The sequence below is a fragment of the Thalassospira sp. genome (assembly GCF_048059015.1).
GTDB lineage: Bacteria > Pseudomonadota > Alphaproteobacteria > Rhodospirillales > Thalassospiraceae > Thalassospira.
The window spans coordinates 369,610-390,823 of sequence record NZ_JBLLNT010000002.1 but is presented as its reverse complement, the minus strand read 5'-3'; the positions used below and the strand labels follow the sequence as shown (position 1 = coordinate 390,823).

22 protein-coding genes are annotated in these 21,214 nt (G+C 55.0%); 6 read left to right on the top strand and 16 right to left on the bottom strand.

Going from position 1 to position 21,214, the window contains the following annotated elements; translation table 11 throughout:
- Positions 1-10: 10 nt before the first annotated feature.
- Together ACMZ66_RS02535 and ACMZ66_RS02530 are read left to right on the top strand one after the other, a co-directional pair.
- Positions 11-628, top strand: a complete 618-nt coding sequence (locus tag ACMZ66_RS02535; protein WP_416934106.1) for a GntR family transcriptional regulator — start codon at positions 11-13, stop codon at positions 626-628.
- 17 nt (positions 629-645) lie between these two features.
- Entirely contained in the window at positions 646-1,107 is a 462-nt protein-coding gene (locus ACMZ66_RS02530) for an OsmC family protein (RefSeq protein ID WP_416934104.1), read from the top strand.
- A gap of 12 nt (positions 1,108-1,119) precedes the next feature.
- Here ACMZ66_RS02530 and ACMZ66_RS02525 read toward each other — a convergent pair whose 3' ends face one another.
- Positions 1,120-1,914, bottom strand: a complete 795-nt coding sequence (locus tag ACMZ66_RS02525; RefSeq protein WP_416934102.1) for a class I SAM-dependent methyltransferase — start codon at positions 1,912-1,914, stop codon at positions 1,120-1,122.
- 177 nt (positions 1,915-2,091) lie between these two features.
- On the opposite strand from ACMZ66_RS02525, the gene ACMZ66_RS02520 reads away from it, so the two are divergent.
- From ACMZ66_RS02520 to ACMZ66_RS02510, 3 genes are read left to right on the top strand one after another with little or no spacing between them, the layout of a single operon-like run.
- Positions 2,092-3,222, top strand: a complete 1,131-nt coding sequence (locus ACMZ66_RS02520; RefSeq protein WP_416934100.1) for an ABC transporter substrate-binding protein — start codon at positions 2,092-2,094, stop codon at positions 3,220-3,222.
- A 56-nt stretch (positions 3,223-3,278) separates the two neighbouring features.
- Positions 3,279-4,283 (top strand): FecCD family ABC transporter permease, encoded by a 1,005-nt coding sequence (locus ACMZ66_RS02515; protein WP_416934098.1) that lies wholly within the window; start codon positions 3,279-3,281, stop codon positions 4,281-4,283.
- The gene (locus tag ACMZ66_RS02510; RefSeq protein ID WP_416934096.1) at positions 4,277-5,101 is read left to right on the top strand and encodes an ABC transporter ATP-binding protein; all 825 of its coding nucleotides are present in this window, start codon (positions 4,277-4,279) and stop codon (positions 5,099-5,101) included. Before ACMZ66_RS02515 ends, ACMZ66_RS02510 begins: the two co-directional genes overlap by 7 nt.
- A gap of 69 nt (positions 5,102-5,170) precedes the next feature.
- Here the strand turns inward: ACMZ66_RS02510 and ACMZ66_RS02505 are convergent, their stop codons facing one another.
- The 12 genes from ACMZ66_RS02505 to rimP all read right to left on the bottom strand — a co-directional run bounded on the left by ACMZ66_RS02505 (position 5,171) and on the right by rimP (position 17,803).
- The gene (locus tag ACMZ66_RS02505) at positions 5,171-5,455 is read right to left on the bottom strand and encodes a YciI family protein (RefSeq protein WP_416934094.1); all 285 of its coding nucleotides are present in this window, start codon (positions 5,453-5,455) and stop codon (positions 5,171-5,173) included.
- Positions 5,456-5,555: 100 nt separating this feature from the next.
- The gene (locus tag ACMZ66_RS02500) at positions 5,556-5,984 is read right to left on the bottom strand and encodes a rubrerythrin family protein (protein WP_416934092.1); all 429 of its coding nucleotides are present in this window, start codon (positions 5,982-5,984) and stop codon (positions 5,556-5,558) included.
- Between the two features lie 220 nt (positions 5,985-6,204).
- Positions 6,205-6,645, bottom strand: coding sequence for an iron response transcriptional regulator IrrA (gene irrA, locus ACMZ66_RS02495; RefSeq protein ID WP_416934090.1), 441 nt, complete (start codon positions 6,643-6,645; stop codon positions 6,205-6,207).
- Between the two features lie 200 nt (positions 6,646-6,845).
- Complete coding sequence (locus ACMZ66_RS02490; protein ID WP_416934600.1) at positions 6,846-8,240, bottom strand: NAD(P)H-dependent flavin oxidoreductase; 1,395 nt, start codon at positions 8,238-8,240, stop codon at positions 6,846-6,848.
- Between the two features lie 99 nt (positions 8,241-8,339).
- A complete protein-coding gene (gene pnp, locus ACMZ66_RS02485) occupies positions 8,340-10,463 on the bottom strand; it encodes a polyribonucleotide nucleotidyltransferase (protein WP_416934088.1) in 2,124 nt (707 codons plus the stop codon).
- Between the two features lie 210 nt (positions 10,464-10,673).
- Positions 10,674-10,943, bottom strand: a complete 270-nt coding sequence (gene rpsO / locus ACMZ66_RS02480; protein ID WP_416934086.1) for a 30S ribosomal protein S15 — start codon at positions 10,941-10,943, stop codon at positions 10,674-10,676.
- Positions 10,944-10,960: 17 nt separating this feature from the next.
- Positions 10,961-11,887 carry a tRNA pseudouridine(55) synthase TruB gene (truB, locus tag ACMZ66_RS02475; RefSeq protein WP_416934084.1) on the bottom strand — a complete coding sequence of 309 codons (927 nt, stop codon included), beginning with the start codon at positions 11,885-11,887 and terminating at the stop codon, positions 10,961-10,963.
- Positions 11,887-12,306 (bottom strand): 30S ribosome-binding factor RbfA, encoded by a 420-nt coding sequence (rbfA, locus tag ACMZ66_RS02470; protein ID WP_416934082.1) that lies wholly within the window; start codon positions 12,304-12,306, stop codon positions 11,887-11,889. The genes truB and rbfA overlap by 1 nt, the downstream gene beginning before the upstream one ends.
- Before the next feature lie 17 nt (positions 12,307-12,323).
- Positions 12,324-15,008 (bottom strand): translation initiation factor IF-2, encoded by a 2,685-nt coding sequence (gene infB / locus ACMZ66_RS02465; protein ID WP_416934598.1) that lies wholly within the window; start codon positions 15,006-15,008, stop codon positions 12,324-12,326.
- Between the two features lie 80 nt (positions 15,009-15,088).
- Positions 15,089-15,679 (bottom strand): RNA-binding protein, encoded by a 591-nt coding sequence (locus tag ACMZ66_RS02460; protein WP_416934080.1) that lies wholly within the window; start codon positions 15,677-15,679, stop codon positions 15,089-15,091.
- Positions 15,680-15,697: 18 nt separating this feature from the next.
- On the bottom strand, positions 15,698-17,254 hold the full coding sequence (nusA, locus tag ACMZ66_RS02455) for a transcription termination factor NusA (protein WP_416934078.1): 1,557 nt from the start codon (positions 17,252-17,254) through the stop codon (positions 15,698-15,700).
- Between the two features lie 9 nt (positions 17,255-17,263).
- The gene (rimP, locus tag ACMZ66_RS02450; RefSeq protein ID WP_416934076.1) at positions 17,264-17,803 is read right to left on the bottom strand and encodes a ribosome maturation factor RimP; all 540 of its coding nucleotides are present in this window, start codon (positions 17,801-17,803) and stop codon (positions 17,264-17,266) included.
- 53 nt (positions 17,804-17,856) lie between these two features.
- Here rimP and ACMZ66_RS02445 point away from each other — a divergent pair, with 53 nt between their 5' ends.
- Complete coding sequence (locus ACMZ66_RS02445; protein WP_416934075.1) at positions 17,857-18,189, top strand: hypothetical protein; 333 nt, start codon at positions 17,857-17,859, stop codon at positions 18,187-18,189.
- A 93-nt stretch (positions 18,190-18,282) separates the two neighbouring features.
- Here ACMZ66_RS02445 and trmB read toward each other — a convergent pair whose 3' ends face one another.
- The 3 genes from trmB to ACMZ66_RS02430 all read right to left on the bottom strand — a co-directional run bounded on the left by trmB (position 18,283) and on the right by ACMZ66_RS02430 (position 21,136).
- The gene (trmB, locus tag ACMZ66_RS02440) at positions 18,283-19,002 is read right to left on the bottom strand and encodes a tRNA (guanine(46)-N(7))-methyltransferase TrmB (RefSeq protein ID WP_416934073.1); all 720 of its coding nucleotides are present in this window, start codon (positions 19,000-19,002) and stop codon (positions 18,283-18,285) included.
- A gap of 170 nt (positions 19,003-19,172) precedes the next feature.
- Positions 19,173-20,345, bottom strand: coding sequence for a methionine adenosyltransferase (gene metK, locus ACMZ66_RS02435; protein WP_416934071.1), 1,173 nt, complete (start codon positions 20,343-20,345; stop codon positions 19,173-19,175).
- 308 nt (positions 20,346-20,653) lie between these two features.
- A complete protein-coding gene (locus ACMZ66_RS02430; RefSeq protein WP_416934069.1) occupies positions 20,654-21,136 on the bottom strand; it encodes a helix-turn-helix domain-containing protein in 483 nt (160 codons plus the stop codon).
- Positions 21,137-21,214 lie beyond the last annotated feature (78 nt).

Sequence of the window (21,214 nt, the reverse complement as noted above, 5' to 3'; positions counted from 1 at the left end):
GGATACAAACATGATCACACAAACCCTGCGCGATGAAATCGAAGCCGGTAGCTTACTGCCCGGCACAGTGCTTAAGCAGGAAGAACTCGCCGAACGTTTTGGCGTCAGCCGCCAGCCGGTCCGTCATGCGCTGGAGCGCCTTCGCGAATCGGGTCTTTTGGAAAAGCGCCCGGATAGGAGCCTTGCGGTAACAGGCCTTCGCGCAAATGACGTGCGCGAGCTTTGCCAGATTCGCATCTCGCTCGAAGTCACAGCCCTTCAGCTTTCTGCACCAAATTTGACTGCCAGTGCCCTTCGCAAGGCACGCCGGATCAATGAAGACCTCTACGAAGAAGATGATCCGGGAATACTGGCCGAACTGGATCGTGATTTTCACGCCGTACTGTATGGCGCATCCGGCAATGCGCGACTGCTGGCGATGATTGAAAGCCTACGGGGTGAGGCTAAACGCGCCTATGCCCTGCAGCCAAAGGGATCACGCCCGCGCACCGCATTTTTTGACGAACACAGCCAGATTTTGGATGCTCTCAGCACCCAAGATATCAAAACCGCCTGCGACATCCTTGCCACCCATATCGGTGTTACGGCGGGAACCCTGATCCCGATTGATCAGCCCGATAAAACCTGAAACTCACGGAGCCCCACATGAGCAGCTTTGGCGCGGAAGTCGTCTGGAACCGCCAGGAAACCGAAAAATTCACCGACCGGCGCTATTCGCGGGGTCATACATGGCGGTTTGACGGTGGGGCCGAAGTCCAGGCATCTTCATCCCCGCATGTGGTGCCACTGCCCTATTCCGTCGAAGAAAATGTCGACCCGGAAGAGGCCTTTGTCGCAACGCTTTCAAGCTGCCATATGCTGTTCTTCCTGCATTTCGCATCCGACGAGGGGCTTGTGATTGATCAGTATTTTGATGCGGCCACAGGGGTCATGGAAACCATTGATGGCAAAACCATGATCACCAAGGTGACCTTGAAGCCCAAGGTCACCTATGGCGGCAAGGCGCCTGATATGGCACTGGAAGATGACCTGCATCACCGCGCGCACGAAGCCTGCTTTTTGGCCAACTCGGTCAAGACCGACGTCGTGACCGAGCCGGTTCGCTAACCCAACGAAAACTTAAGCCTCAAATGGCTTTTGCGCACAGATAGCGTAGCGATGCTGCGCCCCGCGCTCCAGCCCCTTGGCGAAGCTGATATGTTTCTTCTGTGCTGCGTGGATTTGCTTCAGATCGAAATCAACCTTGATCGGATCAAATCCCGCAGTCGACAGCATGCCTGAAACTTCGTCGGACCGCGCACCGCCCGAGAAATGCACACGTGCCAGAATGTCGCGATGGGTCTGAAGCTGCGGGATTGTTTCGACCGGTTTGCGAAGACCCAGCGTTTCAAGGAAACCGGCCATCGCCTTATTGAACTTCGTCGCCCAGGTCGGGGAGACAAAATCACCATCCACCACCAAAAGCTTGCCGCCCGGTTTCAGAACCCGGAACCATTCGGCAAAGGCTGCTGCCGGATCAACAAGGGTCCAGACCAGATGGCGGGTGACAATCACGTCATAGCTGTTGTCTGCTTCAAGCGTATTTTCGGCATCGCCCAGCAAGAAGGTGATGTTTGAACCACGCAGCTTTGACTTTGTGCGTGCCTTTTCAAGCATCGCCTCGGACCAATCCATACCCGTCACGTCAAAACCAAGATCATGCATCAGATGGCTGATGACTCCGGTACCACTGGCCAGATCAAGCGCCTTGCGGCCTTCGCCCTTGCCAAAATGGCGTTCAAAAAGGGCGTGCCAGGCAGCACGTTCGGTTTCTGAGAAAATCTCGTGACCGGGCTGCTCGTCAAAGGTTGCCGCGCGCATTGACCAATATTCCTTGATCTCGTCACGCAGGTTGTAGTTGCTGGCCTGATTCATGGTCTCGATGCTCTCTTGGCGTAAAGCGCAGATTTCTGCGGGTTTGTTACAGCTCACAATGCATGTATGCGATCACTAAAAACAAATGATTTGCATTTTCACTGCGAAACATATTGATTTGCATTCTCAATAACTGATAATCCCCACAACAGGCAATCCTAATTTGAGGGAACGGGAATGAAATTTCTGGGTGCATTTGCTGCGCTGACGATGCTGGTCGCGGGGACCGCACAGGCAGCAGAACAGGTAACCGTCACGGACGTTACCGGTCGTGAAGTATCGGTCAATCTGCCGGTCGAGCGCGTTATTCTGGGTGAAGGCCGCCTGATTTATGGTCTGGCGACCCTTGATAGCGAAGATCCGTTCCAGCGCGTTGTCGGCTGGAAAGACGATCTGAAAAAAGCCGATCCGCAGACCTATGACATCTATGCTGCGAAATATCCGCGCATTGACGATATCCCGACCTTCGGCGGCATGAAGGATGGAACCTTTGACGTCGAACAGGCGATCTCGCTGAACCCGGACGTTGTCATCATGAACCTTGAAGCCAAGGGTGCCACCGAAGATGGCGGCTATGATGAGAAACTGGCAGCGGTTGGTATTCCGCTGGTTTATATCGACTTCCGCGAATCGCCGATGAAAAACACCGACACCAGTATGAAAATCCTCGGCCAGCTGACCGGAAAATCCGATCGCGCAGAAGAATTCATCAAGTTCCGTACCGACAGCATCAAGGCGGTCACCGACCGTATTGCCAAGGCAAACCCGGAAAAGCCGCAGGTCTTTATTGAACGTGCTGCCGGTTATTCCGATGAATGCTGCATGTCCTTTGGTAACGAAAACTTCGGCACCATGGTTGAAATGGCAGGCGGCGTAAACATCGCAGCAGCAATCATTCCGGGCACCTTTGGCACCATCAACCCGGAACAGGTTGTCGCATCCAACCCCGATCAGTTCGTTGGTACCGGTGCAAGCTGGGAAGCTTATTCGCCCGGTGGCGCATGGGTTGGCCTTGGTCCGGATGCGGACATGGTTGAAGCCCGGCGCAAGCTGGTTGGCCTGATGGAACGTCCGGCATTCACTGGCGTGAAAGCCGTCGAGAACGGCCAGGTTCATGCGGTTTGGCACCAGTTCTATAACAGCCCGTACCAGTTTGTTGTCATCGAACAGATGGCCAAATGGTTCCACCCGGATCTGTTTGCCGACATCGATGCTGAAGCAACCTTCAAGGAACTTCATGAACGGTTCCTGCCGCTGGATTACCAGCCGGGTTACTTCATTTCGATCAGCGACAGCGTCACAAACTAATGTCGACCAAATCGATATCAGTCGAAGCAGGGAGCGTGCACTACAAGGCACGCTCCTTGCGTCGTTTTCTGGTCCTGCTTGCGATGAGCGGGGCCTTGTTCTTGTCGTTTGCTGTCGATCTGGCGACCGGCCCTGCGAACTATCCCCTGTCTGATGTGATTGCCACCCTGCTTGATCCATGGTCGGCCAGCGACCAGCTGCGCGTGGTGATCTGGGAAATCCGCATGCCGATTGCGCTGATGGCACTGACAGTTGGGGCTGCGCTTTCGACCGCGGGCGCACAGATGCAGACTATTCTGGCCAACCCGCTTGCAAGTCCCTTTACGCTGGGCATTTCGGCCGCCGCCGGTTTTGGCGCGGCCTTGGCATTGGTTCTGGGTGTGGCATTGCTGCCGGCATTTGTTGATTTCATCATCCCGATCAACGCCTTTGTCATGGCGATGGGCACGGCCCTTATCATTCATTTCTTTAGCCGCCTGCGCGGGGTAACGGTGGAAACCATCGTTCTGCTGGGTATCGCACTGGTCTTTACCTTCAACGCGCTTCTGGCCTTGCTGCAATATCTTGCCAGCGAACAGGCATTGGCTGCCGTTGTGTTCTGGACCATGGGAAGCCTTGTTAAGGCGACCTGGACCAAGGTTGCGGTAACCGCCATTGCCGTTGTCATCGCCATTCCGCTGTTTGTCCGGCAGGCTTGGGCACTGACCGCCCTTCGCCTGGGTGATGCAAAAGCTGAAAGCTTTGGGGTCAATGTGCAGGGGCTTCGTCTACGTACCATGCTGATTGTCAGTCTTTTGGCGGCAATTCCGGTTTCATTTGTTGGCACCATCGGCTTTATCGGTCTGGTTGGACCGCATATTGCGCGCATGCTGGTCGGTGAAGATCAACGCTTCTTCCTGCCGGCATCAATCCTGTGTGGCGCGCTGATCCTTTCGGCAACCTCGGTTCTGTCCAAACTGCTGATCCCGGGTGCCATCCTGCCCATCGGGGTGATCACGGCCCTTGTTGGCGTGCCCTTCTTCTTCTCGCTGATTTTCGCAAGTCGGAGGAAATCATGGTAACACTGCGTCTTGAAGATATCGGCACCCGCTATGGCAAGGTGCAGGTGGTTTCAGGTGTCACCACCCCGGTTATCCAGCCGGGCACCGTGACAGCGGTCATCGGCCCGAATGCGGCGGGTAAATCAAGCCTGTTTAAACGCATTGCCGGTCTGGCAAAGGGCGATGGCAAGGTTGATCTTGGATCTGCGACCAAGCATCGCAATACCATCTGCTACATGCCCCAGGATACCGGTTCGACCGCGGTTTTGACGGTGTATGAATCGGTTATTCTGGCCGCCAAGCAGGGATCAAGCCTGCGCGTGCGGGCCGATGAGTTGGCCCGCATTGACGAGATTTTGGGTGCCCTGCGCATTTCTGATCTGGCTGGTCGCAATCTGGGCGAGCTTAGTGGTGGTCAGCGTCAGCTTGTCGCCATTGCTCAGACGCTGGTGCGTGATCCGGAAATCCTTTTGATGGATGAACCGACATCCGCCCTTGATCTGCATCGCCAGATGGAGGTTCTGTCCTTCATGCGCGATGTTGCCAAAGGCCAGAACATCATCGTTCTGATCGCGATACACGATCTGAACCATGCCCTGCAATACTGCGATCAGGCGATGGCGATCCGCGATGGTCGTATGGTGGCATTTGGCCCCTGTGCAGACGTAATCGACAGCGATCTTTTGCGCGATGTCTATCAGGTTGACGGCCACGTTGAACGCAACTCACTCGGTCATCCGCATATCGTCCTGCGTGGTCCAAGTGATGAGACCGATAGCCGCCACAACACTGCGATCCTGCGTAATCCACGGGCTGCGTCACAGCTTGCTGCACAATAAGCCTAGGCCATCAACGCAGATTGAAGAAGGGGGCCATCGGCCCCCTTTTATCGTCATACACGGAACGGATCAGTCCTGCAGCGCTTCAAGCCCGTCTGCGACCATGACCGGGACAAATTCGGTGATGGTGTAATCAGCCAGATCATGTTGCTTGAACGGATCGCGGGTCAGCTCATCTTCAAGTGCGGCGCGATCACCCTTGGCAAGGATCACCCCGCCATCACGCGGAACCTTGCGCCCGGATGCCAGAAACATCCCCTTGGCATAGGCGCCCTTCAACCATTCAATATGGCCTTCGATATGGGCATCAACCTGCTCAAGCGGAACTTTATAGGTCAGCGAAACAACATACATCCGGGGCTTCCTGTATCTGGTAAGTATTTGGTTCGGCGTCAAAATCTGACGTTTTGGTCGCAATCACAAATCACGTTTTAGCGATCATGTTTGCACATTTCTAGCGCTCGCCCCCGCCAATCCGGGTCAACAACCGTTCGATTCGGTCGGCATGGGCTGCTTCGACGCGGGCCAGGCTTTCAAACCATGCGGCAACGTCATCAAGCCCTTCTTCGCGCGCGATCCGGGCCATTTCAGGATAGCTTGCCTCCGCCTCATCCTTTTCCTGTGCAAGGGCTGCTTCAAGGTTAAGGCGCGTGGTACCCAATGGCTTGCCAGTTGTTGCATCGCCCAATGCTTCGAGGAATTCCAGATGGCCAAAGGCATGACCGGTTTCAGCTTCGGCTGCAGTTCGAAACAATTCAGCTGCTTCGACCTGACCTTCGATATCGGCCTGCTGGGCGAAATAAAGATAGCGGCGATTGGTTTGCGCTTCGGCCGCAAATGCCGCCCGAAGGTTTGCCTCGGTACGTGTTCCCTTAAGCGCCATGTGCGCTGTCCTTTATTATTGTTCGCCGCACAGGCTTTGGCTGATCGCGGCAAAAGACGTCAAAAAATCAGGCGGCAGAACCATAAGGTCCTGCCGCCTTCTTATTTGTCCTGAAATCGGTCACCGTCAAGCGAAGCAGGGGCATTTGCCGGGCTCCGATGGCAGATTTCATTTCTCTGTTACCCGCAATCGACTTGCGAAAGCGTCATCAAACAGATGCTTAGGCAGCATCCTGTTTGGCGCTGTTGCGGCGCAGACGAAACACCAGATCAACCGACTCAAGCTCGGTGCCGCTTGGCATGTTCGGGATGTTGGTGATCTTGACGTCTTCGGCCGGAATATCGGACAGCATGCCGTCTTCTTCGCAATAGAAATGGTAATGCGGTGCGGTGTTGGTATCGAAATAGGACCGACCGGAATCAATCACGATTTCATTGAGAAGCCGCGCATCCGTGAATTGATGCAGCGTGTTGTAAACGGTCGCCAGCGACACCTTGATATTGTTGCCCATGGCTTCGGAATGAAGCTGTTCGGCGGTCACATGACGATGACCATCGTCAAACAGCAAACGCGCCAGTGCCATGCGCTGCCGCGTCGGGCGCAGATTGGCATCCTTGAGACGATTAAGCGCGTTGGTATATGGACGGGATGTATTTCCCATGGCTGAGCCCCTTTTCACTTGATGAGGCCAAAATCCCGATGGCCCCGATGTACCCGAGGCTTAGATTAGTAAACACGCGCGCAAGGTTCTTTGATTTTGATCAACTCAAATCAGAAGATGAAATCAAAGTTAAACCAAACAAAAAGGGCCGGTCAAACCGGCCCTTTTTGCAGATCATAAGATCGTATCTGATCGTCGGATCAGTCGCCCGTCATGATGCGGTCGACGAGTTCCTTGACGGTCGGGATATTGCCATTGGCATAGAACGGGTCTTCGCCAAACTTGTAGGCATTGTGACCGGCAAACATCAGTTCGTTTTCGACCTTTGCACCGTGCGCAATGTTCTGAAGCGTCTTCTGAATGCAGAAGGAACGCGGATCAGCACGTTTGCCAGTGGTGCCTTCATGCTGTTCCCAGTTGGAGAACTGGCACTGTGACAGACAACCCATGCAGTCGATCTGGTCTTTTTTGATCGTCAATGCGCTGTCCGGGGTAACAAACACCATGGTGTCATCCGGGGTCGGCATGCCTTCGGTATAGCCGGCTTCAAGCCATGCCTTAACCTTGTCGGCATCGTCTTCACGCACATAGATCGGACGTCCACGACGGCCCAGCGGAATGCCAACATGCAGGTCTGCTTCCGCGGTACGGGAATACCGAACCTGACGGTCAGAACGCTGATGCAGATCTTCGAGGAACGCGTTGCGCACAGCCGAGCTATAGAAGCCGGTCGGGCTGAATTTATGCAGCGAGACGTCGCCGTTCTGAAGGTTGGTCAGACGCGATTTCCATTCATCGGAAATCTCGCTTTCCTTGGTCAGAAGCGGACGGGTACCAAACTGGAAGGCCACCGGGGCAACTTCCGGATTGTCGATCCAGTCTTCGAAATCACGCAGGAACCAAACACCGCCGGCCATAATGATCGGCACATGGTTCAGGCCAACAGAATTCATGTATTCACGCAGGGCCGCAACACGCGGGAACGGATCTTCGGGCACCAGCGGGTCTTCGGAATTCGAAAGGCCGTTATGGCCACCTGCGCGCCACGGGTCTTCATAGACCACACCGCCCAGCCATTCCGGGGTCTTCTTGTATGCACGCAGCCACAATGCGCGGAATGCACGGGCCGAAGACACGATCGGATAATAGTGAACGCCATATTGTGCGGAAATCTGGGCAATTTTATAAGGCATGCCTGCACCGCAGGTCACCCCGTGGATCAGGCCTTTGGCACCTTCAAGAACGCCATGGAGGATCGGTTCAGCACCACCCATTTCCCACAGAACGTTCATGTGCAGGCGGCCTTCGCCGTTGCGCATTTCGTGCGCAATCTGCGCCTGTGCAATACCGCCGCGGATACCGTACGCAATCAGTTCCTGATGGCGGTCACCGCGGGTTTTTCCTTCATATTCGATCGGGACCAGGTTGCCGTTCTCGTCATACGAGTCGGCATTAACAGCGGAAAAAGTCCCGATACCGCCGGCAGCAGCCCATGCGCCGGAACTTTTGCCCGTCGATACAGCGACGCCTTTGCCACCTTCGATAACCGGCAAGACTTCTTTTCCCGACATGACGAGCGGATTAAGGGCTTTCAAGTTCGTCTCTCCCATTCGGCAATTGCCAGCGACACCCCTGCATCGCTGAGATTGCCGGGCGACGTCTTGTTTTTATCGTCGCCCGGCATCCCGTTTTGCTTATTCGGCGTCGCCTGCTTCGAGGTCGGCACCGGTTTCCTGATCGACACGTTTCATCGACAGTTTGATTTTGCCGCGATCATCGAAACCGATGACTTTGACTTTAACCTGGTCGCCTTCTTTCACGATGTCCGAAACCTGTTTGACACGCTCAGGTGCCAGCTCGGAGATGTGAACAAGACCATCACGTGCGCCGAAGAAGTTAACGAACGCACCGAAATCGACAGCCTTAACAACCTTACCATCATAGATATGATTCAATTCAGGTTCCGCAACGATGGATTTGATCCAATCCACTGCCTGCTTGCCTTTTGCACCATCGGTATGTGCGACAGTGATCGAACCATCGTCTTCGATATCGACTTTTGCGCCGGTCTCTTCGCAGATTTCACGAATGACCTTACCGCCCGAACCGATGACATCACGAATTTTGTCTTTCGGGATCGAGAACTGGGTGATGGTCGGAGCATTGCCCGAAACTTCACCACGTGCTTCCGGAAGGGCTTTCGCCATTTCACCAAGAATGTGCAGACGGCCATCACGTGCCTGTTTCAGAGCGATCTGCATGATATCCGGGGTTACCGAAGTGATCTTGATATCCATCTGAAGCGAGGTGATGCCGTTCTCGGTACCAGCAACTTTGAAGTCCATGTCGCCAAGGTGATCTTCGTCACCCATGATGTCGGACAGAACTGCAAAATCGTCAGCTTCCTTGATCAGGCCCATTGCGATACCTGCAACCGGACGTGCCAGCGGAACGCCTGCATCCATCATTGCAAGCGAGCTTGCGCAAACGGTTGCCATCGACGAAGAACCGTTCGATTCGGTGACTTCGGAAACGATACGGGTGGTGTAAGGGAAGGCGTCTTTGCCCGGTATCAGCGGGTGCAGAGCACGCCATGCCAGTTTACCGTGACCGATTTCACGACGGCCCGGCGACCCCATACGGCCAGCTTCACCAACCGAGTACGGCGGGAAGTTGTAATGCAGCATGAAGCTTTCACGGTATTCACCGTCAAGCGCATCAACGATCTGCTCGTCCTGACCGGTACCAAGGGTAACAACTGCCAGTGCCTGGGTTTCACCACGGGTGAAGATCGAAGAACCGTGCGAACGCGGCAGAACCGAAACTTCGCCAAGGATCGGGCGAACGTCTGCGCCGGTACGGCCATCGATACGCTTGCCGGTTTTCAGGATCGCGCCACGAACGATGTCTTTTTCCAGATCTTTGATGATCGAGGAAACTTTGCCTTTAAGCGCATCCGGAACTTCATCACCGAGTTTCTCGACGATGTCAGCTTTCGCTGCGGAAACAGCCGCCGAACGCTCCTGCTTGACAACATGTGCGTATGCTGCGGTCAGACCGTCGGTGCCAAGGGCGCCGATTTTTTCGACCAGTGCGTCATAGCCTTCCGGAAGTTCTGCAACTTCGCGCGGCTCTTTGGCAGCTTCTTCAGCCAGATCAATGATCAGGTCGAGAACGCCCTGGAACTGTTCGTGGCCGAATTTAACAGCACCGAGCATGATTTCTTCGGAAAGCTCGGATGCTTCGGATTCAACCATCATCACGCCGTCACGGGTACCGGCAACAACGAGGTCGAGGTCGCTTTCTTTAACCGCTTCGGTCGACGGGTTGAGGATGTACTCACCGTCTTTGTAACCAACGCGTGCTGCACCAATCGGGCCGAGGAACGGCAGACCGGAAATGGTCAGGGCCGCCGAGGTACCGATCATGGCAACCACGTCCGGGTCGTTTTCCATGTCATGGGACAGAACGGTACAAACGATCTGGGTGTCGTTGCGGTACTGCGGGTGGAACAGCGGGCGGATCGGACGGTCGATCAGACGTGAAACAAGGGTTTCTTTTTCCGACGGACGACCTTCACGTTTGAAGAAACCACCCGGGATTTTGCCAGCGGCAAATGCTTTTTCCTGGTAGTTAACGGTCAGCGGGAAAAAGTCGACATCCGGGCGCGGCTGTTTGGCGCCAACTGCAGTACACAGAACAACGGTTTCACCATAGGTAACCTTGACGGCACCATCGGCCTGACGAGCAATTTTACCGGTTTCGAGAACCAGTTTTGCATTGCCCCACTGCATTTCCTTACGGACGACATTAAACATTATTTTCTCTTCCTCTTACAAACCTCTGGCGGACCCGGAATGCTACACGAGTTCCGAACACATTAATCATGAGGCTTTCATAACAGCGTCATGATTAATGGGTCCGGCGTAAGCATTGGGTCGGCCCATCCGACCCTGCTTCTCGTGTCCCGATCCACCGGAACAATAAAAAAAACGACGGCGGAGGTCACCCTCCGCCGCAGTTTAATATCAGCGGCGAATACCGAGACGTTCGATAACGGTCTCGTAACGCGACTGGTCTTTGCGCTGCAGATACTTCAGCAGGCGGCGACGCTGACCAACCATCATGAGAAGACCACGACGGCTATGGAAGTCGTGGTTATGTTCTTTCATGTGCTCGGTGAGGTTCTTGATACGCTCGCTCAGGATTGCAACCTGAACTTCGGGGGAACCGGTGTCACCATCTTTCTGAGCGTATTCTTTGATCAGCTCAGCTTTGCGTTCAGCAGTAATCGACATCAGGCTTCCTTTCGCCTTTAGAGATTAAAAACACGCACAGGCCGGATTTCGCCACCATTAATCTCCGCCAACGCTACTGCGCGGTCATGGAGCATGGCACAGACGATCTCATCCTGCACGACGGGGTTTTCGAGCGCATTGCGCTTGGCCACTGGCAACAACCCGACAGGTTGGCCAGAGGAAAGGCGTTGCGCTTCGACTTCGGTCAGGGCCAGCGCCGGGATGTCGTCCAGCGCGGTCTCAACCGGAAGCATTTTCTTCATCACCTCTTCCGGGTCCATCTCCAGCAGTTCCTGCAGGGGGATGGAGGTCACTTCCGAAAACGGCCCCGCCGAAGTCCGGCGCAGCGCGGCGATATAGCCGACAGTACCAAGGCGCAGCGCAATATCGCGCGCCAAAGATCGCATATAAGCACCTTTGCCCGACACAACATCGAACACGGCGTGATCGCGATCTGGCATATCGACCAGTCGAAGATCCTTGATCAGAATCGGACGTGGCTTAAGCACCACATCTTCATCGCGACGCGCAAGATCATAGGCACGCTTGCCATTGACCTTGATCGCCGAAAACTTTGGCGGCACTTGCTGGATTTCACCGATGAATTCACCCAGCACTGCCTTGATTTCGTCTACAGACGGACGATGGTCGGAGGTTTCAATCACCTCGCCTTCTGCATCATCCGTGCTGCGTGCTTCGCCGAATTTCAGCGTCACACGATAACTTTTGCTGCCATCCATGACATATGCAACCGTTTTGGTTGCTTCGCCAAAGGCAATTGGCAGAACACCGGATGCCAACGGGTCCAAAGTCCCGCCATGTCCGGCCTTGTTGGCATCAAGAAGACGGCGCACCTGATTGACCACGGTTGATGACGTGATCTCCAGGGGCTTGTCGACCGCCAGCCAGCCATTAATGCTTTTACCGCGACGGCGACGCGCCATCAGTCGTCCTCATCTTCCTGGTCGCCGGACCGATCGGCCACAAGATCCTGTGCAACATGCGGGTCACGCAGAAGGGCACTCAGATGGTCAGCGACATCAAAACTTTTGTCTTCGACAAAACGCAATGCAGGCACATATTTCATGTGAACCGTGTGGGCCACATGATTACGCAGATGGCCTTTCTGACGTGTCAACGCCTTAAGCGACGTTTCCGCCTCACCGCCACCAAGCGGTGTGAAAGATACCATAGCATTGCGCATATCCGGCGAAAGATTGACACCCGTGATCGTTACCGGGCGACGTGTCAGGTCCGGATCGTAAATATCTCCGCGTTCCAACGCCTGCGACAGCGCCTGACGGATTTCTTCCGCCACTCGGAGCTGTCGCTGACTTGGTGCTTTGGCTGGTTGCTTCGCCATTTCAGTTCCTCACCGCCTTACAGTTCGACGGCGATTTCCTCGTTTTCGAAGCACTCGATCATATCGCCAACCTGGAGATCGTTATATTTGGCGAAGGACATGCCACATTCATAGCCCTCACGGACTTCTTTAACTTCGTCCTTGAAGCGACGGAGCGTGGACAGTTCGCCAGAGTGGATAACGACATCGTCGCGCAGCAGGCGGACACCCGCGCCGCGTTTGACGATACCCTCGGTGACCATACAACCGGCGATCTTGTTGCCAGAGATGGTGAAGATGTCGCGGATTTCTGCGTAACCCAGGAACTTCTCGCGAACTTCCGGAGACAGCATGCCAGACAGCATCTTTTTGATGTCGTCAGCAACATCGTAAATGATCGAGTAGTAGCGAATATCAACGTTATCGCGGCGGGCCTGTTCACGGGCCTGCTGGTTTGCACGAACGTTAAAGCCAATGATCAGAGCATTGGATGCGCGTGCAAGCGTAACGTCGGATTCGTTGATACCACCCACACCGCTGTGCAGGACGCGTACCGAGACTTCCTCGTTGCCAAGCTTCTGAAGCGTACCGATAAGTGCTTCGACAGAACCCTGCACGTCACCCTTGATGACGATCGGGAGTTCTTTGACTTCACCGCTCTGCGAGAACATGTTCTCAAGCGCTGATTTCTTCATCGCAGCAGCCTGGGTTTCACGGATGCGACGCTGACGGAAGTCAGCAACTTCACGTGCCTTGGCTTCGTTTTCAACAACCACGAAGTCATCACCAGCAGATGGAACACCGTTCAGGCCGGTTACCTCGACCGGCATACCCGGGATGGCTTCGTTCACACGTGCGCCGTGGTCATCGACCAGCGCACGAACACGACCCCATTCAGGACCCGTCACAAAGATGTCACCGGTACGCAGGGTGCCGCGCTGAACCAGTACGGTTGCGACCGGACCACGGCCTTTTTCCATACGGGCTTCAACAACAACACCGTCCGCAACGCGTTTCGGGTTGGCTTTAAGATCAAGAACCTCTGCCTGAAGCAGGATCGCTTCTTCAAGTTCGGTCAGGCCGGTACGCTGTTTGGCCGAAACCTCAACAGCCTGGACGTCACCGCCCATTTCCTCGACCACGACTTCGTGCTGAAGCAGTTCGGTCTTAACTTTGGTCGGATTGGCACCCGGCTTATCGATCTTGTTGATCGCGACGATCATCGGAACACCAGCCGCTTTCGCGTGGCTGATCGCTTCGATCGTCTGCGGCATGACCGAGTCATCAGCAGCAACAACCAGAACAACGATGTCGGTTACCTTGGCACCGCGCGAACGCATTTCGGTAAATGCAGCGTGGCCCGGAGTATCGATGAAGGTGATCTTCGAACCGGTTGCCATGGTGACCTGATACGCACCGATATGCTGGGTAATGCCACCGGCTTCACCTCCTGCAACGTCGGTTGAGCGCAGGGCATCAAGCAGGGAGGTTTTACCGTGGTCAACGTGGCCCATGACGGTCACGACCGGCGGACGACCAACCAGCTGCTCTTCGCTGTCATCTGCGGAAACCAATGCTTCCTCAACGTCTGCATCCGATACGCGGCGCATGTTATGGCCGAATTCTTCGACCACGAGCTGTGCGGTATCTGGATCAAGGCTCTGGTTGATGGTCGCCATAACGCCCATGCTCATCAGAGTCTTGATCACGTCTGCTGCACGTTCAGCCATACGGTTGGCGAGTTCCTGGACCGTGATAACGTCCGGAATGATCACATCACGTACGATTTTCTCTTTCGGCTTCTGCGGGCCCTGTGCGCGGGCTTTGGCTTTGGCCTGCTGGCGCTTGATCGATGCCATGGAACGACGGCGACCGCCCTCGTCACCACTCATTGCATTGTTGATCGAAAGCTTGCCACGACGGCGGCCATCGTCACCCTTGCCACGTGCTGCGCGGCCCTGAGCTTCCTCTTCGGCGCGCTTGCGAGCTGCCTTGCGCGCATCTTCCTCGTCCTGCTCTTTACGGCTTTTCGGTTTAACCGTAGACGGAGCAGCGCGGCGGCGCTCTTCTGGGACCAGCGGCTCGGCCGGCTCACCCATGATGACTTCCTCTTCCTTGGCTTTCGGCGTAGCAGCCGGCTTCGGCTTGGAAGTTTTGCCTTTTGCCGTTGAAGCAGCGATCGATTTCTCGACATCTTCAACAGAAATGCTTTCTTCCTTGGCCGGAGCATCTTCCGAAGCCTGCTCAGGAGCTGCAGCAGCAGCTTCCTTGGCTTTGGCTTCTTCTTCTGCACGCTGGGCTTCTTCAGCCTTTTTGCGTTCGGCTTCGATACGTGCACGATCGGCAGCTTCTGCTTCGTCCTGCTTGCGGCGCTCTTCAGCAGCCTTCAAAGCAGCCATACGCGCAGCGCGCTCGCCATCGGTCAGGTTGCCGTGATCTTCAACCACCGGACGTGATTTCGGCTCTTCAACCGGTTCTTTCTTGGCTTCTGGTGCCGGGGTTTCCGCCGGTGCCTGTTCCGCCACGATATCCTTCTTCACTTCACGGAAGCGGCCGGATTCGTTCTTTTCGAATGTACGCTTCTTACGCACTTCGACGGTCACTGATTTTGACCGTCCATGCGAGAAGTTTTGACGCACCTGACCAGCCTCGACCGTCTTGCTCAATTCAAGCTTCGATCTGTTGAGGCTCAGCGGTTTCTTCTCCTGATCGCGATCACTCATAATCCGTCCAACTTCCTCATTTCCTGCGGGATCGGTCACATATGCCGATCCTGTCCTGTCCGTCCGGCGCATGCCTGATCTCAGACTGCGCGAAATCCTTCAAGCCGTTTCAGAGAACGACCCAGCCGTTTGGCAAGGCCCCCTGGCGCAACGGCCACATGCACTGCTTTTTCGCGACCAAACGCCGCGCCGATTTCAGCAGCATCCAGAACGGAATAAATCGGCAGATCCCGGGCCTTGGCCTCGATCTTGGATTTTCCGTCTGCAGCACCATCGCGTGCTGCCAATATCAAAGCCGCCCCCTCAGCAATCTGGGCACGGGCTTTTTCGAACCCGGCAACGGCCTGACCAGCACGTCGCGCCAGCGACAGCAGATCGAGACATTTCTGCGTCAGCAGCTGTTCAATCCGGTCAGCAAGCGCTGGGTCGATCACGACTTTCTGCCGTGCCGCCTTGGCAAAAGCGTTTTTTGCACAGGCGGTATTTATCACATCCCGCGACGGGCACAACCATAATCCCCGTCCCGGTAGCCGTTCCTCAAGATCGGGAACGACCGAGCCATCCGGCCCGATCACAACCCTGAGAAGATCTTCCTTGTTCCGGACTTCGCCGGTGACAATGCACCGGCGTTCCGGAACCTCGGCTACCTTGCCGCCTTTACGATGCGACATGGCATCCTCCGATTGGCCTTAAGCCTCTTCGCCTTCGGCGGTTTCTTCGGTCTCTTCTTCAAGACCTTCGAACCAGCCGAGCTGACGACGTGCTTCCATGATCAGGTCATTTGCCTGGTCCATGGTCATGCTGTCGGCATCGCCGACATACTCGATCAGCTCGTCACTTGCCAGATCAGCGAAGTCTTCAAGATTTTTGACTTCGTTTTCGCCAAGGCGAACGACAACTGCCAGCGACAGGCCATTGAATTCGACCAGATCGTCAGCAACCTTCAGCTCTTCACGACGCTTCTGAAGACGTTCGGCTTCTTCGGACAGGAAGCTGCGTGCGCGGTTGCGCAGTTCTTCAGCAATTTCCTCTTCGAAGCCTTCGATCTCAGCCAGTTCTGCCAGCGGCACGTAACCGACTTCCTCGATCGAGGTAAAGCCTTCGGCGACGAGGAGATGGGCGATAACTTCATCAACATCAAGTGCCTTGATGAACATATCTGCACGCTTGCGTGCTTCTTCCTGACGACGTTCGCTTTCGTCTTCTTCGGTCAGAATGTCGATATCCCAACCGGTCAGCTGCGATGCAAGGCGAACGTTCTGACCACGACGGCCAATCGCCAGGCTCAGCTGATCGTCCGGAACGACAACTTCGATACGGTTGGTTTCTTCATCAAGAACAACCTTGGTCACTTCGGCCGGAGCCAGGGCGTTAACCACGAAGGTTGCCGGGTCTTCCGACCACTGGATGATGTCGATTTTTTCGCCCTGCAGTTCGGCAACAACAGCCTGAACACGCGAGCCACGCATACCTACGCAAGCGCCGACCGGGTCGATCGAGCTATCCGAGGACAGAACCGAGATTTTCGCGCGCGAACCCGGATCACGGGCAACCGATTTGATCTCGATGATGCCGTCATAAATTTCCGGAACTTCTTGGGCAAATAGTTTTGCCATGAAGGTCGGGTGGGTACGTGACAGGAAGATCTGCGGGCCACGCTGTTCACGACGAACATCAAGGATCAACGCACGAACGCGATCGCCCTGACGGACGGTTTCACGCGGGATCAGTTCTTCGCGTCGCAGGATTGCTTCTGCACGGCCGATATCGACCAGAACGTTGCCGAACTCGACACGCTTGACGACACCGTTAATAACCTCGTCAGAGCGGTCTTTATATTCTTCGAACTGACGTTCACGCTCTGCGTCGCGAACCTTCTGAACGATGACCTGCTTTGCGGTCTGAGCAGCGATACGACCAAAGTCAATCGGCGGCAGCGGATCAATCAGGAATTCACCAAGATTGATGTTTTCGTCACGAATACGCGCCTGCTCGAGCGACATCTGGGTGAAATCGTTCTCGATGTCATCGGTTACTTCGATGAAACGAGCCAGTTTGATTTCGCCGGTTTTGCGGTCGATATGGGCACGAATGTCATGCTCATGGCCATATCTGGAACGACCAGCCTTCTGGATGGCCTGTTCCATTGCACCAAGAACCTCGTCACGATCAATGCCCTTTTCACGGGCAACGGCATCAGCGACCTGCAAAAGTTCCGGCCGCGGCATTCCCGAAGTTGCTTCCATATCCAACCTCTATTCTGCGTTGTTGTCGGACCGGCCTTTGCCGGTGACATGCGCGATCAATTCATCCGTCAGCACCAATTTCGACTTGGCGATATCGGCTAACGGCAACAAGACACGTTCGCCATCGACAATCAGGGCGACCGCATTATCTTCAATCCCATCCAGCAAACCGCTGAAACGGCGACGACCATTAATAGCCATCACCAGTTCGACCTTTGCCTCAAACCCTTTCCACACTTCGAAATGCGGAGCACGGGTAAGTGGGCGGTCGATACCCGGGGAGCTGACTTCAAGGTGATAGGCACCTGAAATCGGATCCTCGACATCCATAAGGGCAGAAACCGTACGGCTGATCTGGGCGCAATCTTCTACATTGATGCTGCCTGACGCATCCGGGCGATCTGCCATGATCTGCAGGATATTGTGGTCCTGTCCCGTCATGGAAACACGGACCAGCTCAAATCCAAGCGCGTTGATCGACGGCTCGATAATTGCCGTGATTTTCGCCATCAACGGATCTTTTAACTGTTGTCCAATCAGCTCAGCCATAAAGCGATGCCATACCCCAAAAAGCACAAAAGAGCGGGCGCGAGGCCCACTCTTTGTCAGAATTTACAAAAAGCTTGGCCGCTTTATACAGCCGGTTTGCGCAGAAATCAAGTGAGGATACAGGCCCCCAAAGCCATTCAACCCAAGGATTCTGCCGCTATCAGCAAATGGGCCATTTCACCTGCGATATCCCTGATGCGCATCCGTCAGAAATCCACGATCAACTTGCTGACGCATATGCTCAAGACATTGGTTTGCCGATACTATTTCCGCCAATCCTGACACGTTCACAGGGATGCCAGCGCAAACAGCTTCAACCCAACAGCCCGAAACAGCTAGCGTCACAAAACGATCAAGGAACAATCACAGCAGCAGCCAAGCCATGAGCCACCTGCACGGCAGCCCTGATCTGAGCTTGTCAGACCACCAAGGTAGTCGTTCCGGCCGACTCCCCCACGGCGAAGGCCTTGGGATAGTGTTTAGGCGGCGCGTGCCTTGCGACGGAAACGCAGATAGTTGCATTTCTTGCCCTGGCGAAGGGCTTTTTGCTCGTAACGGGTTTTAACCCAATCTGCCGGCGGCGTACGCCAGTCATCCGGGCCTTCTGCCAACCATTCGAAATCAGGATGGTTGTGCATATGCTGCAACGTCCAGGAGATATATTGCATATCGTCGCTGGCCACCCGGAATTCGGCACCGTCTTTTAAAAGACGCGCCAGAAGGGCAAGGTTTTTGGGACCAATAAAACGGCGCTCGGCATGTCGCTTCTTGGGCCAGGGATCGGGGAACAACAGGAACGCGCGGTCAAAGCATGCATCGACCAGCTTATAAAGAAGCGGGCGCGAATCATCGGCAACCACGCGAACGTTGCCAAGGTTGCGCTCATCAAGATGGCGCAAAAGGCTGCCGACCCCATCCATGAACGGTTCTGCGCCAATGATGCCGATATTCGGATTTGCCTCGGCCTGACCTGCGAGATGCTCACCACCGCCAAAGCCGATCTCAAGCCAAAGCTGATCCGGATTACCGTCGAAATAGCTGTTCGGATCAACGCCAGTAGCTTCGGGATAGCTGATACCGATCTTGGGCAGCATGGTATCGACCAGCGCCTTGCGGGAATCTTTCAATGGGCGGCTTCCGCGGCGGCCATAGAAATTCGGGCGATCAGGGGTCGGTATCGGGCGTTCTTTGTTGCGCATGGTCGTATCAGTCGATCAGGGTCAGGACAAAGTCGTTCAAATTGCTTCGTCGAAATAACACCGACAAAGCCAAAATCAAAGCGGGCGGCCCGTTATTTCCGGGCCGCCCGCCTCATATCACGTCGTGCGAATTTGGCAAATCGCACTTTTGCAATGCTGGTGCCTTATGATCAGGCGCCGAATGCCGATTTCAGTTCACCCACCAGATCGGTGCGCTCCCACGAGAAGCCACCATCTTCGGTCGGCTGACGACCAAAGTGACCATAAGCAGAAGACGGGGTGTAAATCGGACGGCAAAGCGAAAGATGTTCACGGATACCACGCGGGCTGAGATCCATAAGCTGACGCAGGGTCGCGCCAAGCTTGAGCTCATCAACGTTACCGGTGCCGTGATTGTTGACATACAGTGCCAGCGGCTTGGAAACGCCAATCGCATAAGCCAACTGAATGGTGCAACGTTCTGCAAGGCCAGCAGCAACCACGTTTTTCGCAAGGTAACGCGCAGCATAAGCAGCCGAACGGTCAACCTTGGTCGGGTCTTTACCAGAGAATGCGCCACCACCGTGCGGTGCGGCACCGCCATAGGTATCAACAATGATCTTACGACCAGTCAGGCCGGCATCACCATCCGGACCACCGATGACGAAACGGCCGGTCGGGTTGATGTAGATCTCGTCATCAGACGGCATCCAACCAGACGGCAGCGCTGCTTCGATATAGGGCAGAACCAGTGCACGAACGTCAGCCTGCGACAGTCCGTCAGCATGCTGGGTCGAAACAACGACCGAGGTCGCGCCAACCGGCTTGCCATCAACATAGCGAAGCGTTACCTGGCTTTTTGCATCCGGACCGAACTGTGCGGCTTTGCCCGAATGACGATCTTCGGCCATCGCACGCAGGATACGGTGCGAGAACTGGATCGGAGCAGGCATCAGCTCGTCAGTTTCGTTGCAAGCATAACCGAACATGATGCCCTGGTCGCCTGCGCCGAGGTCTTTTTCACCAGCGGAATCAACGCCCTGCGCGATATCGGCAGACTGCTCATGCACGTGGCATTCGATTTCAGCCGTCTTCCAGTGGAAGCCGTCTTGCTCGTAACCAATTGCGCGAATGGCTTCACGCGCCTTTTCGATCATGACTTCTTTGGTCACGCTTTCAGGGCCGCGAACCTCACCTGCGAGAACCACACGGTTGGTGGTTGCAAGGGTTTCAACAGCAACGCGCGAATCTTCGTCAGCCGCAAGGAAGGCATCAACGATGGAATTGGAAATGCGGTCACAGACTTTGTCCGGATGACCTTCCGAGACGGATTCACTGGTAAAAAGATATTCGGAAAGAGACATTAAGACCTTCTCCGGTAATGGGTTTCCAAAACTGGACCGGAGGGCTCACAACACATTGGTTTGTATCGTTAGCGCCCACTTAGCCTTTTTTTGTGTGGTGGCAAGCGGTCCAAATCCGTCCACATGTCGTGCGTTCATTTCTGAACTGCATGACGCTTTTGCCTGATCACCTTTGGCAGGTCAAGCATCATTGACGCAAAAGCGTAACCGTCAAATTGCATAGCTGACAGCACATTCTACGCAAAGGAAAAGGCGCATCATCCCGATGCGCCTTTATAAACTCAAAACCTTAGCAGGCCTGGAGGCTCTTAGTCGTTGGCCTGAAGCGCACCCATGGACTTGACCAGCTCAAAGATCTTCTTGCGCTGGTTGGGATCGGTGATGCGGTAATAGGCGCGAACCAGCTCAAGCGTCTCGCGACGGTTCATCGGATCATTGTCAAACGGATCCGGGCTTTCCGACATTTCGCGGCGTTCATGGACCGATTTCGACGAGATTTCGTCAGGCATATCATCAAAGAAGAATGATACCGGCACTTCAAGAACACGCGACAAATCATAAAGGCGCGACGCACCAACACGGTTTGCACCGCGTTCATATTTCTGAACCTGTTGGAATGTCAGCCCAATCGCCTCACCCAGTTTTTCCTGGCTCATGCCAAGCAGGGTCCTGCGCAGGCGAACACGCGCGCCAACATGAATATCTACTGGATTTGGTTTACCACTGGCAGTCCGGCCACGCCCCCGACCACGTGTGTTTTTCACCATCGTGCTTTCATCCTTAGGCGACATAAGGTTGTTCCTTCTCTCACTCCGACCTACCCGTCCTTATTTTAAAAAAGACTACTTCTGGACGGTTCGGTGCGTTTT